The organism is Clostridioides mangenotii TR (genome assembly GCF_000498755.1).
GTDB lineage: Bacteria > Bacillota > Clostridia > Peptostreptococcales > Peptostreptococcaceae > Metaclostridioides > Metaclostridioides mangenotii_A.
Genome location: NZ_AXUS01000005.1, coordinates 1 through 19,647 on the forward strand (window position 1 = coordinate 1; position 19,647 = coordinate 19,647).

Genomic DNA, 19,647 nt, shown 5'->3' on the forward strand with positions numbered 1-19,647 from the left:
TATATATCTAGTATATATTTAAATTATTCATTTAATAATGATTTATCTGGTGTAACAATTATCTTAACTTGTTTTTTCTTCTCAGGACCCGTTAGTGTGCCAAATCCTTCTTCAACGATATCGTCAAGATATACTTTTTTAGTTATATATCCATCGGCTTTGATTCTGCCATCATCCATTAATGCAACTGTTGCAGGGAATTCATGTCTATACGCTAAAGTACCCACTATTTTCTTTTCTGTAAATACTAATTGATTAGGGTTAAAACTTACATCGCCTTCCCAAATACTTGTTATTACCATAGTCCCATTATATTTCAAACTATTAAGACCTGTATCAAATCCAATTTTAGCTCCTGTAGTTTCAAATGCAAAATCTACACCAACGCCACCAGTAAGCTTTTTAACTTCTTCAGCGATATCAACAACATTAGGATCGAGTACAACATCTGCACCTGCTCTTTTTGCATACTCTTGTCTTATAGATTTCCTTTGTAAAACCACCACTAATTTTGCTCCAGCAGCTTTTAAGCATTCTATAGTTGCAAGACCAATTGGACCCGAACCAAGTACTATAGCAGTGTCTCCTACATTGAAATTGGCAATTCTTATAGAGTGCAGAGCGACAGCCATCGGCTCTATTAATGCCCCTTGTTCATAAGTCATACTGTCCGGTAATTTATGTATATATTCTTCTGGGAATACAGTGTACTCTGCAAGTCCGCCACCGCTACCGCATAGACCATGAAATCCTAATGATGAACATAAATTATATTTGCCTTCTAAACAAGCAGGACATTCTCCACAAACAACCATGGGTTCTACAACAACTCTGTCGCCAGTTTTAAAGTTAGTTACACCTTCTCCTATTTCGACTACTTCTCCTGAAAACTCATGTCCAAGAACTACTGGAGCTTGATTCTTACTTAATGCATGTGGTTGGTCAACTGGTATAAAAATAGGGCCTCCTAGATACTCATGTAAGTCTGAACCGCAAATTCCACACCATTTAACCTTGATTTTTACATTGCCCTTACTAACTTTAGGTTCATCGATTTCTTCGACCCTAATATCGTTTTTATTGTACCAAAGCGCTGCCTTCATAGTAAAAATTACCTCCTAATTATAATGATTGAATATATAGTTAAATTTCTAACATATAATTAGAGCAAATTTTATACCAAAGTTCAATTTTGTATAATTTTCTTAATAAATATTATTATTTATTTATTTATTTCTATATAAACGTTTATAATCAGCTAATTATATTACGGATTTTGTGGAAATTTAATAAAAATATAAATTCTAATTCATAAAAACATATTTATAAATTAACGAGTAATCTCACTTTGATACATTACGATGTGATTCATTTTGAGACTAATTATAATGTAATCTCATTTTGATACATTATAATTACTATGTTTATTCTATATTTATTTCTTTTATATTGTATTTTTTGAACTTCCTATATATAGTAGCCCTGCTTATACCTAATAATTCTGCAGATTTTAATATATTTCCATCACAGAGATTAATAGCTTTGATTATATTTTCTTTTTCCAAAATATCAAGAGGAACTATTTTATCGGTATTATCTAATACATCTTCTAGGATATCTTTTTTTATTTGTACTTTATCTGTAGATGATATAGAAATTATATTATTTTCACTGGAATAAAAATCTCTCTCGATAACATTTCTTAATTCTCTAACATTTCCCGGCCAATCGTATTTTTTTAGATGATTTATATAATCATTTTTTATAATCTTGTATCTAGACTTATTTTTCAAATTAAGATTATCTATAAAGTACTTTGCTAGAAGTTCTATATCTTCTTTTCTATCCTTTAATGGAATTGTTTTGATGTTCATTACATTTAATCTATAATACAGATCTTCTCTAAAAGTTTTATTTGAAATTTCTTCTTTTAACTTTTTATTTGTCGCTCCTATTATTCTAACATCTAATTTCTTCTCATAATTTCCGCCGACTCTGACAATGGTATTATTATCTAAGACCCTCAACAGTTTTGATTGCATGTCTAATGGTAGCTCGCCTAATTCATCTAAAAAAATAGTTCCACCATCTGCAAGCTCAAACTTACCAGGATGTCCTTCTTTAGCAGCCCCAGTGAAAGCTCCTCTGTTATAACCAAAAAGTTCGCTTTCCATTAAATCTCTTGGTATAGAAGCACAGTTTATAGCTACAAAAGGACCATTACATCTTTCACTATAGTTGTGTATAGATTGAGCAATTAGCTCTTTACCAGTACCGCTATCACCCTCGATTAATATATTACAATCACTCGAAGCTGCTTTCTTAGCAAAATTTATCATGTCCTTCATATTATTATTATTGGTAATTATGTCTTTGAAATTGTAAGTAGCGTTATAGCCTACCACTTTACTTACAAACTTATGTACAGATTTACTTTCTCTAAAAGTTATAACTAAGCCCATAAACTTACCATTTACATTCATTGGTACTACGTTTGAGATACATTTAATTATATTGTTTTTAATATAAAAATCACATTCTATACTGTTGAAATGTTCGTTGCTATTTTTGGTAATATAGTCAAAGTTTAAATTTTTTAATAACTTTTTAATATCTAATTTAAGAATTTTATCTCGATCGAGATCTAGAATACTTCTGCTATATTATTAGCTCTTTTAATATTGAATTTTTCATCTATAACTATCATACCTTCTACTATGGAATCAAAGGTTATATTTAATAAGTTATAGGACATAACAAGTTCTAATTGTTTCTCTATAGATTTTGCAGCAGCAATAACTATTCCTAAAGTATGCAAATGTGCATCTTTATAAATACCGGACATATTAATACATCCCAAGATATTACCATCATTATCGTGAATTGGTGCTGATGAACATGTCCACGAATGCTGTTTTATTCCATAGTGTTCAGCGCCTATAGTTTGAATAGGCTCGTTTAAATACAGACAAGTTCCTATTGCATTAGTGCCTACTGTCTTTTCTGACCATAAAGATCCTTTAGTAAACCTCAATTCTTCAGCCTTATTTAAAATACTATCATCGCCAATAACCTCTAATATATATCCTTCTTTATCAGTAAGGAACAAGGCAAAACCTGAACCGGATATAGTTTTATATATACTGTCCATTATCGACTGCGCCGCCGATACTAATTCGATATTCTCCTTTATCTTAATTTCTACAGGAATTTTATATTTATTGATACCACTACCATCCATGTAATCAACATTATATTTTTTACACCTTACCCAAGAATCTACTATATTTTTCTTTACTGTCTTATCGACTTTACCGTATTCAACAAAATCTCTCCATGACTTTACATCTAGTTCCTTACATTTATTCATAAAATCACCCTTATCCTAGAAATATATAAATAAAAGCTTTTGTAACTTATATTGCAGTTAATTCTCCAAGTATATATCGTAACTTCCAACTTTTACGCTCAAGAGCTCATGCTCTTAGCATACATAAAATTTATCATTCTTTCAACATAACATAGTGATTAATTTTCATCATACAAATTTTTTAATTTCTCCTCATCTACAATGGAGATTATTCCGCGTTTTGTTTTTAGAATGCCATCTTTTTGCATATAATTCAAAAGACGGCTAATTACCTCTCGAGCAGTTCCAAGGTGTTTTGAAATTTCTTCGTGGGTTATACTTAAATCTACCGTGTTATGATATAGGTATTCTTCATACAAAAATAAGGAGATACGACTAATCATATTTTTATTTAAAATCTGGTCTAAAAGCCACATTATATCAGAAAAGCGGGAAGACATAAGTTCATTAGTATAATTTGAAACAGATAAAGAGGTTTTCATTAGGTTTTCATATATATGTGCTGGTATTACGAAAACAGTTGTATCCTCTTCTGTTTCTAGCATAATATCAAATGTTATGTCCTTAAAAATACAAGATGATGAAAATAAACACATATCATAGTTGAAAAGCTTAAATAATGTTATTTCTTTTCCGCTATCAGATATTGTGTAAACTCTCAGTTTTCCGCTCTTGATTATAATAAATTCACATTTTTCTTTTTCAGTGATTAGACTTTTAGAAAGATATTTTTTTTCAAAACAATTTTTTTGAATGAGTTGCTTTTCTTTGGAAGATAGTTTATTCCAAAATGGTAAATATTCATTAATATTCATAATTACCCCCTTATCATTTCGTAACAATATCACATACAAGATTTATTATAAATGATATATATATATAGCACAATGAAAACGGATAGGAGGAAATAGAATGAAGAAAAAAGCAGTAGTAGACAAAAAACTTTGTGTTTCGTGTGGTAGTTGTTTCAAGGTATGCCCAGTCAAAGCTATTGAAATAGTCAAAGGTATATATGCAGAAATAGATAAAACTAAATGTGTTGGTTGTGGAAGATGTGTAAAAGAATGTCCAGCTTCAGTTATAAGTTTACAGGAGGTATAGGTTAAAATGAAAAATAAAAAAAATTGGTATGATTATTTATGGATAATTTCAGCTTTATATTTGATATTAGGATTATTTAATATTCTGTTTGCTTGGTTAGGACTTCTTTGCTTTTTCATACCATTAATAATTTCAATATTTAAAGGAAACAAGGCTTATTGTAATAAGTATTGCGGAAGAGGGCAATTATTTCAGCTGTTAGGAAATAAATTCAAGTTGTTGAAAGATAAAGATATTCCTCACTTTATGAAAAGCAAATGGTTCCGATACTCTTTTCTAGTATTCTTTCTGTTAATGTTCATAAATATGTTATTCATTACTGTTCAAGTATTTATACACGCTTCCAATCATAAAGAAGTAATAACTTTATTTTGGACATGGAAAGTTCCATGGGAGAGCGTATTTGGTAGTTTAAACGTTCCTGCTTGGATCACACAATTTGCATATGGATTTTATAGTATGATGTTAACCTCAACACTTTTGGGTTTAATCACAATGTTTTTATTTAAACCTAGGTCTTGGTGCGTATACTGCCCTATGGGAACAATGACACAAACTATTTGTAAAATAAAAAACAAATAGATTGGACGACAGCAGCAGAAATTCAAAAATGCACTATGAAATGGGGTTATATATCGCAAAGTCGATTTCAGTTAAATACGGCGGGGATTTATATATATCTAATTCAAAAACTACAGGTGGGGGACTGGTAAGTATTAGAATACCGATTAGGAAAATTAAGAGTCAATAATGACAGTCATGGTGTTATGTGTATAATATGTACATACGCAATTAGCTTGTACATGTGAAAATTGCATGTCGCCATGGCTTTTTGTATAATATAATAATATTTGGATAATTAATTAGTAGGAGGAACGAGTATTGATATATGCGTTCCATAGTGTTCAGCGCCTATAGTTTGAATGAGTTCGTTTAAATACAGACAAGTTTCAATTGCATTAGTGCCTACTGTCTTTTCTGACCATAAAGCTGCTTTAGTAAATCTCAATTATCAGCCTTATCTAAAATACTATCATCGCCAATAATCTTTAATATATATCCTTCTTTGTCAGTAGGCAAAACCTGAACCGGATATAGTTTTATATATACTGTCTATTATCGACTGCGCCGCAGATACTAATTCGATATTCTCCTTTAGCTTAATTTCTACAGGAATTTTATATTTATCAAGACCACTGCCATCCATGTAATTAACATTATATTTTTTACACCTTACCCAAGAATCTACTTTTTTCTTTACTGTCTTATCGACTTTACGTATTCAACAAAATCTCTCCATGACTTTACATCTAGTTCCTTACATTTATTCATAAAATCACCCTTATCCTAGAAATATATAAATAAAAGCTTTTGTAACTTATATTGCAGTTAATTCTCTAAGTATATATCATAACTTCCAACTTTTACGCTAAAGAGTTCATGCTGTTAGCATACATAAAAATTTATCATACTATCAAAATAGCCGTTAAAACTTATTTGAATTATTTATTTATGTTTAATATCGATACTTAAGTCGGATAACTTACTTTAAATCTATTTAGTTTTACATACATTAAAAATTATAATCTTTTTTAATCCTTATAAATTCCTTAAAATTGTTTTTTATAATGAAATTACAAATGAGGGAGGTATTAAATATGAACAATTATATACTACAAACTACAAATTTAAGTAAAACTTATAAAGAGCAAGAAGCAGTTAAAAATGTTTCTATAAATATAAAGAAAAATTCAGTCTATGGTCTTTTAGGACCAAATGGTGCAGGCAAATCTACACTGCTAAAGATGATTACTGGAATGATTAAACCAACTTCAGGAGAAATATTTTTCGATGGAGGAAAGTGGAGCAGAGATGATTTAAATAATATTGGATGCTTAATTGAGTCGCCACCACTTTACGATAACTTGACAGCTACAGAAAATTTAAAGGCTAGAACATTGCTTTTAGGTATTCCAGATTCTAAAATAGACGAAGCTTTAGAAATAGTGGATTTAAAAAACACTGGCAAGAAAAGAGCTGGTCAATTTTCAATGGGGATGAAGCAAAGACTTGGAATTGCAATAGCGCTTTTAAATAATCCAAAATTGCTTATATTAGATGAACCTACAAATGGGTTAGATCCTATAGGTATACAAGATTTAAGAGAGCTTATCCACAGTTTACCACAAAAAGGAATTACTGTTATAGTATCTAGCCATATACTCTCAGAAGTTGAAATGATAGCAGACCACATCGGTATAATAAGTGATGGGGTACTTGGTTATGAGGGTGAAATGGATAGAGGGCAAGATTTAGAGAAGCTATTTACTGATGTTGTTAAAAAAACTAGGAGAGAAGGGGTATAATATGTTAAATTACTTAAAATCAGAGCACTTAAAAATGAAAAGGACATTTGGAAAAAAGTTAATATTTATACTACCTTTAGCTCTATTAGCGTTGACTTTATCACTAGGTGCTATGTACTTTCAAGTTAATTCTTTGAATTGGTGGTACACTACGCTGTTGCCGGGATTAATAGCTTTATATTCAGCTATGGTAAATCAAAAAGAAGATAAAAAACTCTCTTACAGAGCTGTTTTATCACTTCCAGTGGATATGCATAAAGTTTGGATTTCTAAGATAATATTAATACTATTAAGTATATCAGTAGCATCAGCATTTATAGTATTAGGAGTATTTGTAGGTGGATTATTTTTACCAAAACTAGTAGATTACACTACATCACAGATTTTACTTGCATTTGTAGCTATGGCAGTAACAACGATGTGGCAGATTCCTTTATGTTTATTTATAGCTAAGAGATTTGGTTTTATGTTGACTTTACTATTTAATGTAGTGCTTTCAATTTTTGGTACGATCACAGCAGTGGAATCATTGTGGTGGTTATATCCTTATGCCTGGACACCACGTATAATGACTACAATTGTAAAAATTCTTCCAAATGGATTATTGGCAGAACCTTCAAATCCTATGATAGATACAAGTACGGTTCCGACTGTTTTTTTATCTTCATTGATAATTTTTACATTAGTCACATTTATTACTACAGGATGGTTTAGAGGACAAGAGGTGAAATAATATGGATGAATTATATAGATGTTTAAAATCAGATTTTTATAAGCTAAGACATACTTCAGTATTAAAGTTGCACATTGTTATACCAGTGGCTATAAGTTTTATATTTTTAATGTACTTTAAGACTACAAATTACAAGATAAGCACTATGGTAAGCGCTTATCTAGAAGTAGTGGCTGTAGGATTCCCGCTTATTATATCTATAATGACTAGTTTAGTAGTAGATCAAGAAGAGGGAGCGGGTCAATTTCAAGTACTCCTTGCAAGTACTAAGAAAAAGTCAGTGACATTTTTAAGCAAGTTAACTTTACTTATATGTTTAGCAATTATATCTGTTGTAATTTCTGTTGGTATATTTGGGATTGGTATAAAAGGAATGAGTATTTATTTTTATATAAAATCAGTTTTATATTTAGTAGTAAGTAATATTTTTATATACATACTACATTTAATTTTAAGCTTAAAGTTTGGAAAAGGGGCATCGATAGGAGTAGGTTTAGTTGGAACATTAACATCTGCACTAATGTTAACAGGTCTTGGTCAAAAAATTTGGTCATGCACTCCATGGGCTTGGGGAGGCAGATTTTCCGACTATATTGTTTTACAAGAGGTCGATCGAAATTTAGTCTCTATAGTTAGCGCTGAGATTAAAAGAGGTTTAATTCCAATGTGTGTTTTAACCGTATTGATTTTAATATTTTCAACTTTATGGTTTAAAGGTTGGGAAGGAAGAAAAGTTTACGAATAATTTGATGTATTTTAAATAAATACAAATAGCTAAATTAAAATATGTTATTATTAATAATTAATAGAAGTATTTAAATGAAATAATTGAATCAGATTGATTTAAAGTATTTTAAAGGGGTTATGAAATACGGTTATATATACTTATATGATGCAGTTATACAAAGGAGTTTATTATGGGGAAGATACTAGCAATTGATGATGAAGAAGATATATTAATTTTAATTAAAAATATACTAAATAAAGATGGGCATACTGTTTTAACTATAAGTGATTTAACCGTGTCAGATATGTCATTAGATAGATTTGTAGATTACGATCTAATACTTTTAGATGTAATGATGCCAAATATAGATGGATTTACTCTGTGTGAAGAAATTAGAACTACAGTAGATTGTCCAATAATATTTTTGACTGCCAAGACTATGGAAAACGACATAATGTACGGTTTAGGTCTTGGAGCTGACGACTATATCACCAAACCTTTTGGTGTTGGAGAATTGCGAGCTAGAGTAAATGCTCATTTAAGAAGAGAACAGCGAGAAAAGCACAGTTATCTAGTGATTTCAGATGTAAAGTTCAGCTTGGCAGGCAAAGAGGTATTTGTAAACGATGAACGTGTAAATTTTACAAAGAGCGAGTACACAATATGTGAATATTTAGCAAAAAATAATGGGCAGGTATTTTCAAAAGACAGAATTTATGAAGCCGTTTATGGTTACGATGGTGAAGGAAATAGCTCAGCGATTGCTGAACATATAAAAAATATAAGGTCGAAGTTTGATTCAGCTGGATTATCTCCAATAGAGACTGTTTGGGGAGTTGGTTATAGGTGGAAGTAAAGGTGAGAGCTGATTCTTTGAGAATGACATTTTTAAAATTTATTGCTTCGGCAGGTATCGCAGTATGTATAGTTGCTGCTATTCTTATAGTATCTATGAGATATATCGATATTTCGGGTTTTATTTTACCGGCTAATTACAGTGAAAAGCTAGCCATGTTATCGAAAGATACATTGTCTAAATCGAGTAAAATAACTCCTGATAAAATACCTGAAGGAAGTGAATATGCTTTAATTGATAAAAACTATAGAATAGTAGACTCAGATATAGACCCCAAATTACTAAATAATGTACTCGAGTATGTTAAATCAGATGATAAACAAGATAACAGTATAAATCACAATGATTTTTTGTATCAGATAGATAGAAAAGACGGTTATTTAGTACTTAAATACACATTGGAATCTAGATATAAGTCAGAGACTCTCAATCGAGTACTTCCAAAAAGCGATAACGTTATTCTAGCTGTGTGGGTTATATTAGAAGCAGTTACGGTTATTGCTGTAGCATTTTACTTTGCAAATAGATTAAAAAGAAATCTAGAACCCTTAATAAGAGCGACTGATAAAATAAGAGAACAAGATCTAGAGTTTGAAATAGAAAAAACTAAAATTGAGGAATTCAACGATGTTATTTGCTCATTAGATGAACTAAAAGTAGAGCTTAAGAAATCACTAGAAGAGCAATGGAGAGTAGAAGAGAGTAAAAAAGAACAGGTATCTTCTCTTGCTCACGATATAAAGACACCGATTACTATAATAAAAGGAAACTCAGAACTCTTGTTGGAATCTGAATTAGAAGAATATCAGCAGCTTTATCTTAAATATATATTAAAAAATTCAAATCAAATTGAGGCGTATTTAAAGAAATTAATTGAGATATCACAAGAGGTAAAAGGCGAAGAAATAAATATTGTAAGGGTTAAGAGCTCAGAGTTTTTAAAAGATATCAACGATCAAATAATGGCGATGTGCAATGCTAAAAATTTACAATTACACCTAAAAGAAAAAGATGTTCCAGAAGAGCTGTATTTAGACCACGATTTGTTAAGTAGAGCTATTATGAATCTTGTATCAAATGCGGTAGATTATTCATCACAAAGCAGTATATTAACATTTTCAGTTAGAAAAATGGTATCTGAGGATGAAGAAGATAGCAAAAAAGTCGGAAGTGAAGAGAATAGACAAGGAAATAAAGGCCGCAAAAAAGTCGGAAAAGAATATGCTAAAAAGGGAAGTAATGAAGGTAGTAGAGAAGATTTTATAGAGTTTACGGTAGAAGATAGTGGCAGTGGATTTCCTGAGAAGAACATAGCACATGTAACTAAACAATTCTATATGGGTGATAGCAGCAGAAATTCAAAAATGCACTATGGAATGGGGTTATATATCGCAAAGTCGATTTCAATCAAACACGGCGGGGATTTATACGTATCTAATTCAAAAACTACAGGTGGGGGATTGGTAAGTATTAGAATACCGATTAGAAAAATTAAGAGTCAATAATGACAGTCATGGTGTTATGCAGTATAATATGTACATATGCATTTTATTTGTACATGTGAAAATAGCATGTCGCAATGGCTTTTTTTATAATATAATAATATTTGGATAATTAATTAGTAGGAGGAACGAGTATTGATATATGCGTTAATAATAGTAGTACTTTTAGGGATAGATCAGATATCAAAGTTATTGGCACTAAAACATTTACAAGATGTATCGACGATACCGATTATAAACAATATATTCCACTTTACTTATGTGGAAAATAGAGGTGCTGCATTTGGGATGTTGCAAAACAATCAAATTATATTTGTTGTAATAGCTTTAATAGCATCGATTTTTGGAATGTACTATTTATGTACTAAAAAAATTCACATAGTGGGTAAAATAGGAATAATGCTTTTGATATCAGGAGCATTAGGAAATCTTATAGATAGAATAAGACTTGGATTTGTTGTAGATTTCTTAGATTTTAGAATAGTATGGCAGTACGTATTTAATATAGCTGATGTATTTGTTGTTGTTGGAACGATCCTTCTGTGCATTTTCATTTTATTTTTTGAAAGTAAAGAGAAGGTGAAGTAATGGAAGAAATTAAGATTTTTACAGTTGAAGATTTTTATGGAGAGAGATTAGATGTATACATATCGGAAAAATTTCAAGATTTTTCAAGAAGTGCTGTACAGAAAATAATAAAAAATCAAAAGGTTAAAGTAAATGGAAAGATAGAGAAACCTAGGTATACAGTAAAACTAGGAGACCGTCTTGAAGTTGAAATTCCAAAGTCTTCTAAAATAGAGATAGTACCTCAAGATATACCACTCAACATAATATATGAGGATGAGGATCTATTAATCGTAAATAAAGAGCAGGGAATGGTCGTTCATCCAGGAGCAGGTAATTATGAAAATACATTGGTAAATGCACTTTTATTTCATACAGATGGTAAATTATCAACTATTAATGAAGATGATACAAGACCTGGAATAGTTCACAGAATAGATAAGAATACATCTGGGTTATTGATGGTAGCTAAAAATGACAAATCTCATATTTTTTTAGCAGATCAGTTAAAAGAGCACTCTATAAAAAGAGAATACCAATTTATATGCTATGGTGTTGTAGATGAAGACCATATAACTGTAGATAGACCAATCGGAAGGAATCCAAAAGATAGGCTGAAGATGGCAGTGGTAGAGGGCGGAAAAAATGCAATAACCCATTTTGAAGTTATTGATAGATTTGATAAGTTTACACATATGAAGGCTAGGTTAGAAACAGGAAGAACACATCAGATCAGAGTTCATGCCAACTATATAAAACATCCACTTTTAGGTGATAACGTGTATGGTCATAAAAAAGAAAAAATTAAATTAAATGGTCAGGTTTTACATGCTAAAAAACTTGGATTTGTGCATCCGACTACTAGAGAATATATGGAGTTTGATTCAGAGCTCCCAGAGTACTTTAGAGAACTTTTAATAAAGTTAAAGTCTATGTAGATTTACACAGCAATAAAAGATGTTGAAAGATCTTAACAAAAATTGTATACTTAAATATACTAGTAGCGAATTTTAGAAGTCTTTAAATGATACAGAGATGTCATAAGCCAGAGGAAGAATACTTTATTTTTTCGATATTTAGGAGATTATAACTTCTTGTCTTATGATAAGAGGTTTTTTTATTTACATAAAAGAATTTTGCAATAAGATACTAAAAAAAATCAGTTAAATATTAATTAAAGGGGAGGAGCTTTGTCAAAGTAGAATTTCAGATCTAATAATTATTTTTTTAAATCTAATAATTATTTTGACAATACTAAAACTATGGTTGAAAAAGCATTATTGATGGATGAAAAAGCTATGGCGAGGGCAATAACTAGAATAAGCCATGAGATAATTGAAAAAAACAAAGGCGTAGAAGATGTAGTATTAGTAGGAGTTAGGACTAGAGGGGTACCAATAGCAAAAAGAATAGCTAAAAAGATAGGGCAAATAGAAGGTGCCGAAGTTAAGACAGGATTTATAGATATAACACTTTACAGGGATGACCTTGAAAAAATAGATACTGAGCCTATTGTAAATGGTTCTTATCTTGATTTCGACATAAATGGTAAAACAGTTGTGTTGGTAGATGATGTACTTTATACTGGAAGAACTGTTAGAGCTGCTTTGGACGCATTGGTTGATATAGGAAGACCTAATGCTATTCAGTTAGCCGTTTTAGTAGATAGGGGACATAGAGAGCTACCGATAAGAGCTGACTATGTCGGTAAAAATGTGCCAACTTCTACACAGGAAATAATATCTGTAAAATTGATTGAAGCAGATGGAGAAGATTCAGTTACTATTAACGAGTAATTATAAATATATTTTAAAAGTATTAGACTAATATTGAATATTTTGATATAATGACCTTGAAATCAAATACGTGTAAAGAAAGGGTAAGGAACTAAGAATATGAGAATGTAATTTATTTGAATTAATTTAAAGCACAGAAATTAAAAAATCTATTTATATAGATTTGATTTTATGATGCTTAAATTAAGGAGAGTAAGTTATTTCATAATAGCTTAGTTTGCATACCCTTTTTTGGTGTCTCTCTTTATATTTAAGTATCTATGAGGAGGGATTTTTTTGTTATTAAGTGTAAATAAATTAAAGAAAGTTTACGGTGATAGAACAATTTTGAATATAGATACTTTCAATGTGTTTGAAGGTGATAGAATTGGATTAGTCGGAGGAAATGGAGAGGGAAAAAGCACTTTATTGAAGGCTATAATAGGCGAAGTAGATATTGATGAAGGGAGTATATTTTTAGACGACAGTTACTCATATATCTCTCAGCTAGACAATAATTTCGATGCTTGTGAAGATAGTAAAGCAAAAAGTCTGTTAAATGCACCTGGAGATTTTAGAGACACTCTATCAGGAGGAGAAAAGACAAAACTCAAAATTGCACAGGCTTTAAAAGATGATATAAAACTTATTATAGCAGATGAGCCGACTGCTAATATTGACACAAAGAGTGTAGAAATACTGGAAGATATGTTTAGAAGCTTTAGAGGATCTATGATTATAGTATCTCATGATAGAGAGTTTTTAAATAAGATGTGCAATAGCATAGCGGAATTAAAAGGTGGAGAGCTAAAGATTTATCCAGGCAACTATTCAGATTACTTAAACCAAAAGAAGCTTGAAACAGATAGAGAAGACTTTGAATACCAAAGTTATATAAATGAGAAGAAGAGACTTGAAAAGACAATGTTAGGTCAGAAGAAGATGAGCAAGAATATTAGAAAAACTCCAAAGAGAATGGGGAATTCTGAAGCCAGACTTCATAAAATGGGTGGACAGCAACAAAAGAAAAAAATTGATAATACTGTAAAATCAATTCAGAGTAGAATTGACCACCTAGAAGTTAAACATAAACCTAAAGCAGATAAAGAAGTAAAAATAATTATAAAAGAAGGTCTAGAGGTAGTAGGTAAGAATGTTCTTGAGGCAAAAAAACTTAGTTTAAAAGTTGATGATAAACTTTTATTAGATGAAACCTCATTTAAGGTAAAAAGAGACAGTAAAGTGGCTCTTATCGGTGAAAATGGCACAGGAAAGACAACTTTACTTAAGGAGATAGTAAAGAATGATAACGAGAACTTGAGGTTAAATCCAAGGGTTGTAATAGGTTATTTTGATCAAGAACAAAAAATTTTAAATGACGATAGAAGTATTATAGATAATATAAAATCGAAGTCCTCATTTGACGAAACTTTCATAAGGATCAATCTAAATCTATTTGGATTTTCTCAGGACGATATCTATAAAAAAGTAGGTGTTTTAAGTGGTGGAGAGAAGGTTAAGGTATCTCTTTGCAAGATTATACTTGAAGATAACAATCTGCTCGTTTTGGATGAGCCGACGAACTACTTAGATATTGTATCTATTGAAGCTTTAGAGCAGGCTATAAAAAGTACTAATAAAACCGTATTGATAGTATCTCATGATAGGGATTTTATTTCGAACACTTGTGATACTGTACTAGAAATAAAGGATAAAAAGGTTGAAGAGTATAATTCAGGTTATGAAGATCACCTTATTTTTGAAGAAAGTGGTAAAAAGAGCTGTAAGGAAAACAAGGACCTGAAAAGCGATGAGATATTAATTCTTCAAAATAAATTGAGTTTTTTAATATCTAAAATGTCTATAGAAAATGATGAAAAGAAAAAAGACAAACTTGAAGAAGAGTATAATTCTTTACTTGAAAATATAAAGGATTTGAGAAGTTTATAGTTTGTTTATAAAATAAATTAGAGTTAGTCAATCGGCAGGTAGACCTGTCGTTGGCTAACTCTTTTTATTTATGTTATGGTTAGTACATTTATTTGTCTTTTGGTTTTAATTTAGCTACCATTTCTTCAGTTGGAGTTACATAAAGAGTACTGTTTGTTTCGTAGATTACCATTCCGGGCTTAGAGCCACTAGGTTTCTTAACATTTTTCTTTTTAGTGTAGTCTACAGGAACTTTTGAAGACATTTTTGATTTACTAAAGTATGCAGCTAGCATAGCTCCTTCAAAAATTGTATCATCGCTAACTTCTTTGCCTGCACATTTTATAATTACGTGTGATCCCGGGATATTTTTAGTGTGCATCCAAATATCATCGTAATCAGCAATTCTAAGTGTCAAATGATCATTTTGCTTGTTGTTCTTACCTACGAGAATTGTAGTTCCATCTGATGATATAAATTTATGTGGTGAAGTTGTAAGAGCTGTTTCCTTTTTGGGTTTGGCTTTACCTTGTGATTTTGCATATCCAAGTTTGATTAATTCTTCTCTTATATCCTGTAGTTCATCCATATTTTCGCAGTTATCTATACTTAGAACAATGTTTTCTAGATAGTTTATCTCTTCTTCATTTATAGCCATTTGATGTGTTATCTCTTTTTTAGCAGTTTTTAGTTTATTGTACTTTTTGAAGTACTTTTGGCTATTTTCAGAAGGCGTAAGATTTTCATTCAACGGGATTTTTATATTTGAATAGTCTGGAGAGTAGAAGTTTTGAACTTCGATCTCCTTCATACCTTTTTCTACCATATAAATATTGGCTGTTAAAAGTTCGCCTTTTAATTTGAATTCATCTGCGTGTTCAGAATCTAAAAGCTCATCATTCTGCTTTTTCTGTTTGTTGTAAAGCCTATCAAGCTTTATTGAGATGCTTTTTCTAAGGTCAGATGCACGCTGATGAATCCTATCCTTTACATCTCTAGTTAAATAGTAGTTTTCTAGGATTTCACACATACTTTCTCTCGATATAGATTCTAAATTATTATAAAGAGTTAAGTTTAAACAACTGAAATCTATATACTTATCGATGCTTTTATCCACTATTATTGATGGAAGATATTTATTGTTGGATATATCTTCAAATAGTCTATCAAATTCAAGATATAAATCAGCTAAATCGCTATCTGAAACTTCTGTTACGTCCTTTTTAGGATCGACATCTGCTCTAAAACAAATTTCCTTGGCAATAATTGGACTAATACCTAAATATTTAGAATAGATAGCTTTAAATACAGGACCTTCATAAGCTTTTATTGATTCGATAAATTCATCTTTATTTACTTTATCTAGAGGATTGAGTTTATCCTGTGCAGGAGGAAGCTCATATGTAAGTCCAGGTAGAATTTGACGAACTCTACTTATACTTACTGGAACTCTCTTTGCAGAATCAAAGATTTTACCGCTCTCTGATCGAGCAAGAATAATATTGCTGTGTCTGCCCATTATTTCTACAATAATATCTTTAGTAGTTTTTTCTTTTAACTCATCATACGATTCTACGCTTATTTTTATGATTCTCTCAAACCCTATCTGAGAAACTCCTGTAATAATACCGCCCTGTATATGCTTTCTAAAAAGCATACAAAACACTGGTGCTTTTTTAGGATTTTCTTTTTTATAATTGTTAGCAATATAAACTCTCGGGTTAGATGCACTCGCACTGAGTACTAATTTATAGTTATTTGGATTATTTCTTATATTTAAAACAATTTCATCGTTTTCTGGTTGAGATATTTTATCGACCTTTCCGCCGACTAGTTTTGATGATAATTCGTCCACTATAGAATGTATAACTAAGCCATCTAAAGCCATAAAACTCACTCCTTTCATAGGCACTTAGTGCCAATAAACTAATTATACTAAAAACACCCCGAAATAGAAACTTATATTTAAATTAGCTATATGTATTATTTTGCAATTATTACTGTTAATATCACCATACAAGAGGTATAATATAGTATTAGGATAAACTAAATAAGGAGCGATATTATGAAATTCTGGAAGTTACATGGAATTGGGAATGATTTTATTGCTATAGATGGAAGGTTTGATGGAATTGATCCAGTAGACTATTCTGCACTTGCTAAAAAAGTGTGCAATAGAAAATTTTCTGTCGGAGCAGACGGTTTTCTAGTTGTAAAAGATACGGATAAGGCTGACACTGAAATGGTTTACTACAATTCTGATGGATCGCGTGGAGAGATGTGCGGGAACGGTCTTAGATGTTTCTGTAAATATGTGTACGACAACAGTATAGTTAGAAAAGAGACAATCAGCGTGGATACGCTTGATGGAATTAAAAATGTAGTTTTAAGCACAGACAGTGGAAATCTAAATTCTATAAAGGTAAATATGGGAAAAGGAAGTTTCTGTTCAAAAGATGTTCCTGTAGTTACGGACAAGGAAATGTTTATAGATGAGGAGATCGAAATTTTAGATAAAAAACTAAAAGCGACTTCTATTCTTATGGGGGTACCTCACACTGTAATATTAGTAGACGATCTAAATGTAAATTTCACAAAGAAATACGGAAGAGAAATTGAGAAAAGCGATCTTTTTCCTAGAAAGACAAATGTTAACTTTGTAAAGGTAGATGACAAGTACAACATATCTGTAAGAACATGGGAGAGAGGTTGTGGCTATACGTTAGGTTGCGGAACGGGTATGACAGCTTCAGCGATGGTATGTGATTATCTAGGTAAAGTTGAAAAGAGTGTAAATGTAACTTCTGAAGGTGGAACGGTTAGAATTGATATAGAGGACTCAATGTATATGACTGGTCCTGCAGTAAAAATATGTGAAGGATTTTTGGAGGTTTAGTATGGCTATAAGTATGACTGGCTTTGGTAGGGGTGAGTATAAAGACGACAACTACTACTTTTTAGTTGAATGTAAAACTATCAATCATAAGTATTCGGATATTAATATAAGAATGCCGAGAAAAATATTATTTTTAGAAGAAAAAGTTAGAAATATTGCTAAGAACTATATACGAAGAGGTAGAGCAGATATATACATCAAATTTGAAATATTGGGTAATGAAGATGTAAATTTAAAACTCGATGAAAATTTGGCTGCTCAATATGTGGACATACTAAAGAAATTAAAGGATAAATTTGACTTAGCCGACGATATCAGTGTAATGAGTGTAGCGAAGTTTCCAGATGTAGTATCAACTGAGGAGAAAGAAGAGGATGAAGATCTTATTTGGACAAAATTAAATGAAGCTCTAGAAGAGACATTTATAAAGTTAAAAGAAATGAGATCTGAAGAAGGAAGTAAATTAGCTGAAGATATATCTATGAGATGTGATTTCTTAAGTAAATACATCGAAGATATAGAAGGATTTTCAGATAGAGTTGTTGAGGATTACAAAGAAAAACTCAATGCAAGAATCAATGACTTGGTAGATGATCCTAGCGTAATAGATGAAAGTAGACTAGCTCAAGAAGTTGCTATATTTGCTGACAAGAGCAGTATAACTGAGGAGATAGTTAGATTTAAGAGTCATATTGATCAACTTAAAAAGACTGTTGTAAAAAATGAGTCGATAGGTAGAAAGATAGACTTTTTAATTCAGGAGATGAATAGAGAGACAAACACTATTGGATCTAAATCATCAGACTTAAATATTACTAACTTAGTAGTAGAAGTAAAGAGTGAACTAGAAAAAATTAGAGAACAGATACAAAATATAGAGTAAAATAATGATATAATTTAATATCATAATGTTTTAATTTAGAAGGGAATTAAGTAGATGTTTAAGAGAAAGGGACTTTTGCTAGTTGTATCAGGGCCATCAGGTGCTGGTAAAGGAACAATTTGTAAGGCGTTGCTTAAAGCAAATGAAGATATAAAGCTTTCAGTATCCGCTACTACTAGAAAACCTAGAGTTGGAGAAATAGATGGAATTAATTATCATTTTGTAAATAAAGAAAAATTTCAGGATATGATTTCTCACAATGAATTTTTGGAGTATGCTCAGATTTATGATAATTTTTACGGAACACCTAAGTCGTCTATTATAGAAAGTTTAAATAATGGACAAGATATATTATTAGAGATAGAAATGCAGGGTGCTATGCAGATAAAAAATGTATATCCTGAAGGAGTATTTATATTTGCTCTTCCGCCTTCACTTGAAGAACTAAAAAACAGAATTGTAGGAAGAGGCACAGAAACAATGGAAGAAATAGATAAAAGATTTGGATGTGCCTATGAAGAAATTAAACTAATAGAGGATTATGACTACTTTATATTTAATAAAGATATTGACACATCTGTTAAAGAGATACAAAATATAATAGCATGTGAAAAAAATAGAGTTAAAAGATACAAAGATATTATTTTAGATAAATTTAAGGAGGAATTATAATTATGTTAAAACCATCTATAAATGAAGTTCTTGAGAGGATTGACAATAGATATTTCTTAGTAGGAACAGTAGCAAAGAGATCTAGAAATTTAATCGACGGTGCAGAGCCGCTTGTACCGACTAAAGATAAAGAAAAGCCTGTTAGCATAGCTACTAGAGAGGTTGCAGACGGTATTTTAACTTACAGATTGCTTACTGAAGAAGAAATAGAAATAGAAGAAGCTAGACATTATGAAGAACAACATCAACATTTGAGAGAAGAAGACTAAA

At 30.8% G+C, this 19,647-nt stretch carries 21 protein-coding genes; 15 read left to right on the plus strand and 6 right to left on the minus strand.

The genetic code is table 11. The annotated features are described in order from the left end of the window. Window positions 1–23 precede the first annotated feature (23 nt). From T473_RS0103615 to T473_RS0103625, 4 genes are all read right to left on the minus strand, one after another. Window positions 24–1,103, minus strand: coding sequence for a 2,3-butanediol dehydrogenase (locus tag T473_RS0103615; RefSeq protein WP_024620672.1), 1,080 nt, complete (start codon window positions 1,101–1,103; stop codon window positions 24–26). Window positions 1,104–1,424: 321 nt separating this feature from the next. Further along, window positions 1,425–2,462 carry a sigma-54 interaction domain-containing protein gene (locus T473_RS19610; protein WP_330369361.1) on the minus strand — a complete coding sequence of 346 codons (1,038 nt, stop codon included), beginning with the start codon at window positions 2,460–2,462 and terminating at the stop codon, window positions 1,425–1,427. Window positions 2,463–2,644: 182 nt separating this feature from the next. Next, complete coding sequence (locus T473_RS19615) at window positions 2,645–3,370, minus strand: GAF domain-containing protein (protein WP_330369362.1); 726 nt, start codon at window positions 3,368–3,370, stop codon at window positions 2,645–2,647. A 158-nt stretch (window positions 3,371–3,528) separates the two neighbouring features. Further along, window positions 3,529–4,185 (minus strand): Crp/Fnr family transcriptional regulator, encoded by a 657-nt coding sequence (locus T473_RS0103625; RefSeq protein WP_024620673.1) that lies wholly within the window; start codon window positions 4,183–4,185, stop codon window positions 3,529–3,531. A 97-nt stretch (window positions 4,186–4,282) separates the two neighbouring features. Between T473_RS0103625 and T473_RS0103630 the strand changes: the two genes are divergently transcribed. Both T473_RS0103630 and T473_RS0103635 read left to right on the plus strand, forming a co-directional pair. Then, window positions 4,283–4,471 carry a 4Fe-4S dicluster domain-containing protein gene (locus T473_RS0103630; protein ID WP_024620674.1) on the plus strand — a complete coding sequence of 63 codons (189 nt, stop codon included), beginning with the start codon at window positions 4,283–4,285 and terminating at the stop codon, window positions 4,469–4,471. 6 nt (window positions 4,472–4,477) lie between these two features. Continuing rightward, window positions 4,478–5,053, plus strand: a complete 576-nt coding sequence (locus T473_RS0103635; protein ID WP_024620675.1) for a 4Fe-4S binding protein — start codon at window positions 4,478–4,480, stop codon at window positions 5,051–5,053. A 277-nt stretch (window positions 5,054–5,330) separates the two neighbouring features. Here T473_RS0103635 and T473_RS18435 read toward each other — a convergent pair whose 3' ends face one another. Next, on the minus strand, window positions 5,331–5,480 hold the full coding sequence (locus tag T473_RS18435) for a hypothetical protein (protein ID WP_161627533.1): 150 nt from the start codon (window positions 5,478–5,480) through the stop codon (window positions 5,331–5,333). Window positions 5,481–6,129: 649 nt separating this feature from the next. Here T473_RS18435 and T473_RS0103645 point away from each other — a divergent pair. The 9 genes from T473_RS0103645 to cplR all read left to right on the plus strand — a co-directional run bounded on the left by T473_RS0103645 (window position 6,130) and on the right by cplR (window position 14,947). Beyond that, complete coding sequence (locus T473_RS0103645; protein WP_024620676.1) at window positions 6,130–6,837, plus strand: lantibiotic protection ABC transporter ATP-binding protein; 708 nt, start codon at window positions 6,130–6,132, stop codon at window positions 6,835–6,837. 1 nt (window position 6,838) lies between these two features. Next, window positions 6,839–7,570 carry a lantibiotic immunity ABC transporter MutE/EpiE family permease subunit gene (locus tag T473_RS0103650; protein ID WP_024620677.1) on the plus strand — a complete coding sequence of 244 codons (732 nt, stop codon included), beginning with the start codon at window positions 6,839–6,841 and terminating at the stop codon, window positions 7,568–7,570. 1 nt (window position 7,571) lies between these two features. Next, window positions 7,572–8,315, plus strand: coding sequence for a lantibiotic immunity ABC transporter MutG family permease subunit (locus T473_RS0103655; RefSeq protein WP_024620678.1), 744 nt, complete (start codon window positions 7,572–7,574; stop codon window positions 8,313–8,315). Between the two features lie 172 nt (window positions 8,316–8,487). Next, window positions 8,488–9,153: a response regulator transcription factor gene (locus T473_RS0103660; RefSeq protein WP_024620679.1), complete on the plus strand. Its 666-nt coding sequence runs from the start codon at window positions 8,488–8,490 to the stop codon at window positions 9,151–9,153. Further along, window positions 9,144–10,658: a sensor histidine kinase gene (locus T473_RS16145; RefSeq protein ID WP_024620680.1), complete on the plus strand. Its 1,515-nt coding sequence runs from the start codon at window positions 9,144–9,146 to the stop codon at window positions 10,656–10,658. Before T473_RS0103660 ends, T473_RS16145 begins: the two co-directional genes overlap by 10 nt. Window positions 10,659–10,790: 132 nt before the next feature. Further along, entirely contained in the window at window positions 10,791–11,243 is a 453-nt protein-coding gene (gene lspA / locus T473_RS0103670) for a signal peptidase II (protein WP_024620681.1), read from the plus strand. Next, window positions 11,243–12,160: an RluA family pseudouridine synthase gene (locus tag T473_RS0103675; protein WP_024620682.1), complete on the plus strand. Its 918-nt coding sequence runs from the start codon at window positions 11,243–11,245 to the stop codon at window positions 12,158–12,160. Before lspA ends, T473_RS0103675 begins: the two co-directional genes overlap by 1 nt. Window positions 12,161–12,484: 324 nt before the next feature. After that, complete coding sequence (gene pyrR, locus T473_RS0103680; protein WP_024620683.1) at window positions 12,485–13,018, plus strand: bifunctional pyr operon transcriptional regulator/uracil phosphoribosyltransferase PyrR; 534 nt, start codon at window positions 12,485–12,487, stop codon at window positions 13,016–13,018. Between the two features lie 276 nt (window positions 13,019–13,294). Next, a complete protein-coding gene (gene cplR / locus T473_RS0103685) occupies window positions 13,295–14,947 on the plus strand; it encodes an ABC-F type ribosomal protection protein CplR (RefSeq protein WP_024620684.1) in 1,653 nt (550 codons plus the stop codon). 88 nt (window positions 14,948–15,035) lie between these two features. Here the strand turns inward: cplR and T473_RS0103690 are convergent, their stop codons facing one another. Then, window positions 15,036–16,814, minus strand: a complete 1,779-nt coding sequence (locus tag T473_RS0103690) for an Rqc2 family fibronectin-binding protein (protein WP_024620685.1) — start codon at window positions 16,812–16,814, stop codon at window positions 15,036–15,038. Between the two features lie 177 nt (window positions 16,815–16,991). Here T473_RS0103690 and dapF point away from each other — a divergent pair, with 177 nt between their 5' ends. The 4 genes from dapF to rpoZ are packed head-to-tail and all read left to right on the plus strand — an operon-like array spanning window position 16,992 to window position 19,646. Continuing rightward, window positions 16,992–17,822, plus strand: a complete 831-nt coding sequence (gene dapF / locus T473_RS0103695) for a diaminopimelate epimerase (RefSeq protein WP_024620686.1) — start codon at window positions 16,992–16,994, stop codon at window positions 17,820–17,822. A gap of 1 nt (window position 17,823) precedes the next feature. Then, window positions 17,824–18,705 carry a YicC/YloC family endoribonuclease gene (locus T473_RS0103700; RefSeq protein WP_024620687.1) on the plus strand — a complete coding sequence of 294 codons (882 nt, stop codon included), beginning with the start codon at window positions 17,824–17,826 and terminating at the stop codon, window positions 18,703–18,705. Window positions 18,706–18,759: 54 nt separating this feature from the next. Then, window positions 18,760–19,377, plus strand: a complete 618-nt coding sequence (gene gmk, locus T473_RS0103705; protein WP_024620688.1) for a guanylate kinase — start codon at window positions 18,760–18,762, stop codon at window positions 19,375–19,377. 2 nt (window positions 19,378–19,379) lie between these two features. Continuing rightward, window positions 19,380–19,646, plus strand: coding sequence for a DNA-directed RNA polymerase subunit omega (gene rpoZ / locus T473_RS0103710; RefSeq protein WP_024620689.1), 267 nt, complete (start codon window positions 19,380–19,382; stop codon window positions 19,644–19,646). Window position 19,647: the final 1 nt, after the last annotated feature.

What these genes read in the sequence shown, in the direction of transcription:
- T473_RS0103690 (WP_024620685.1), bottom strand. Translation starts at nt 16,814, where the DNA reads ATGGCTTTAGATGGCTTAGTTATACATTCTATAGTGGACGAATTATCA.
- T473_RS0103650 (WP_024620677.1), top strand. Translation starts at nt 6,839, where the DNA reads ATGTTAAATTACTTAAAATCAGAGCACTTAAAAATGAAAAGGACATTT.
- T473_RS0103675 (WP_024620682.1), top strand. Translation starts at nt 11,243, where the DNA reads ATGGAAGAAATTAAGATTTTTACAGTTGAAGATTTTTATGGAGAGAGA.
- T473_RS0103655 (WP_024620678.1), top strand. Translation starts at nt 7,572, where the DNA reads ATGGATGAATTATATAGATGTTTAAAATCAGATTTTTATAAGCTAAGA.
- T473_RS19615 (WP_330369362.1), bottom strand. Translation starts at nt 3,370, where the DNA reads ATGAATAAATGTAAGGAACTAGATGTAAAGTCATGGAGAGATTTTGTT.
- T473_RS0103635 (WP_024620675.1), top strand. Translation starts at nt 4,478, where the DNA reads ATGAAAAATAAAAAAAATTGGTATGATTATTTATGGATAATTTCAGCT.
- T473_RS0103645 (WP_024620676.1), top strand. Translation starts at nt 6,130, where the DNA reads ATGAACAATTATATACTACAAACTACAAATTTAAGTAAAACTTATAAA.
- T473_RS0103625 (WP_024620673.1), bottom strand. Translation starts at nt 4,185, where the DNA reads ATGAATATTAATGAATATTTACCATTTTGGAATAAACTATCTTCCAAA.
- pyrR (WP_024620683.1), top strand. Translation starts at nt 12,485, where the DNA reads ATGGTTGAAAAAGCATTATTGATGGATGAAAAAGCTATGGCGAGGGCA.
- T473_RS0103630 (WP_024620674.1), top strand. Translation starts at nt 4,283, where the DNA reads ATGAAGAAAAAAGCAGTAGTAGACAAAAAACTTTGTGTTTCGTGTGGT.
- dapF (WP_024620686.1), top strand. Translation starts at nt 16,992, where the DNA reads ATGAAATTCTGGAAGTTACATGGAATTGGGAATGATTTTATTGCTATA.
- T473_RS19610 (WP_330369361.1), bottom strand. Translation starts at nt 2,462, where the DNA reads ATGGGCTTAGTTATAACTTTTAGAGAAAGTAAATCTGTACATAAGTTT.
- T473_RS0103660 (WP_024620679.1), top strand. Translation starts at nt 8,488, where the DNA reads ATGGGGAAGATACTAGCAATTGATGATGAAGAAGATATATTAATTTTA.
- rpoZ (WP_024620689.1), top strand. Translation starts at nt 19,380, where the DNA reads ATGTTAAAACCATCTATAAATGAAGTTCTTGAGAGGATTGACAATAGA.
- gmk (WP_024620688.1), top strand. Translation starts at nt 18,760, where the DNA reads ATGTTTAAGAGAAAGGGACTTTTGCTAGTTGTATCAGGGCCATCAGGT.
- T473_RS0103615 (WP_024620672.1), bottom strand. Translation starts at nt 1,103, where the DNA reads ATGAAGGCAGCGCTTTGGTACAATAAAAACGATATTAGGGTCGAAGAA.
- T473_RS0103700 (WP_024620687.1), top strand. Translation starts at nt 17,824, where the DNA reads ATGGCTATAAGTATGACTGGCTTTGGTAGGGGTGAGTATAAAGACGAC.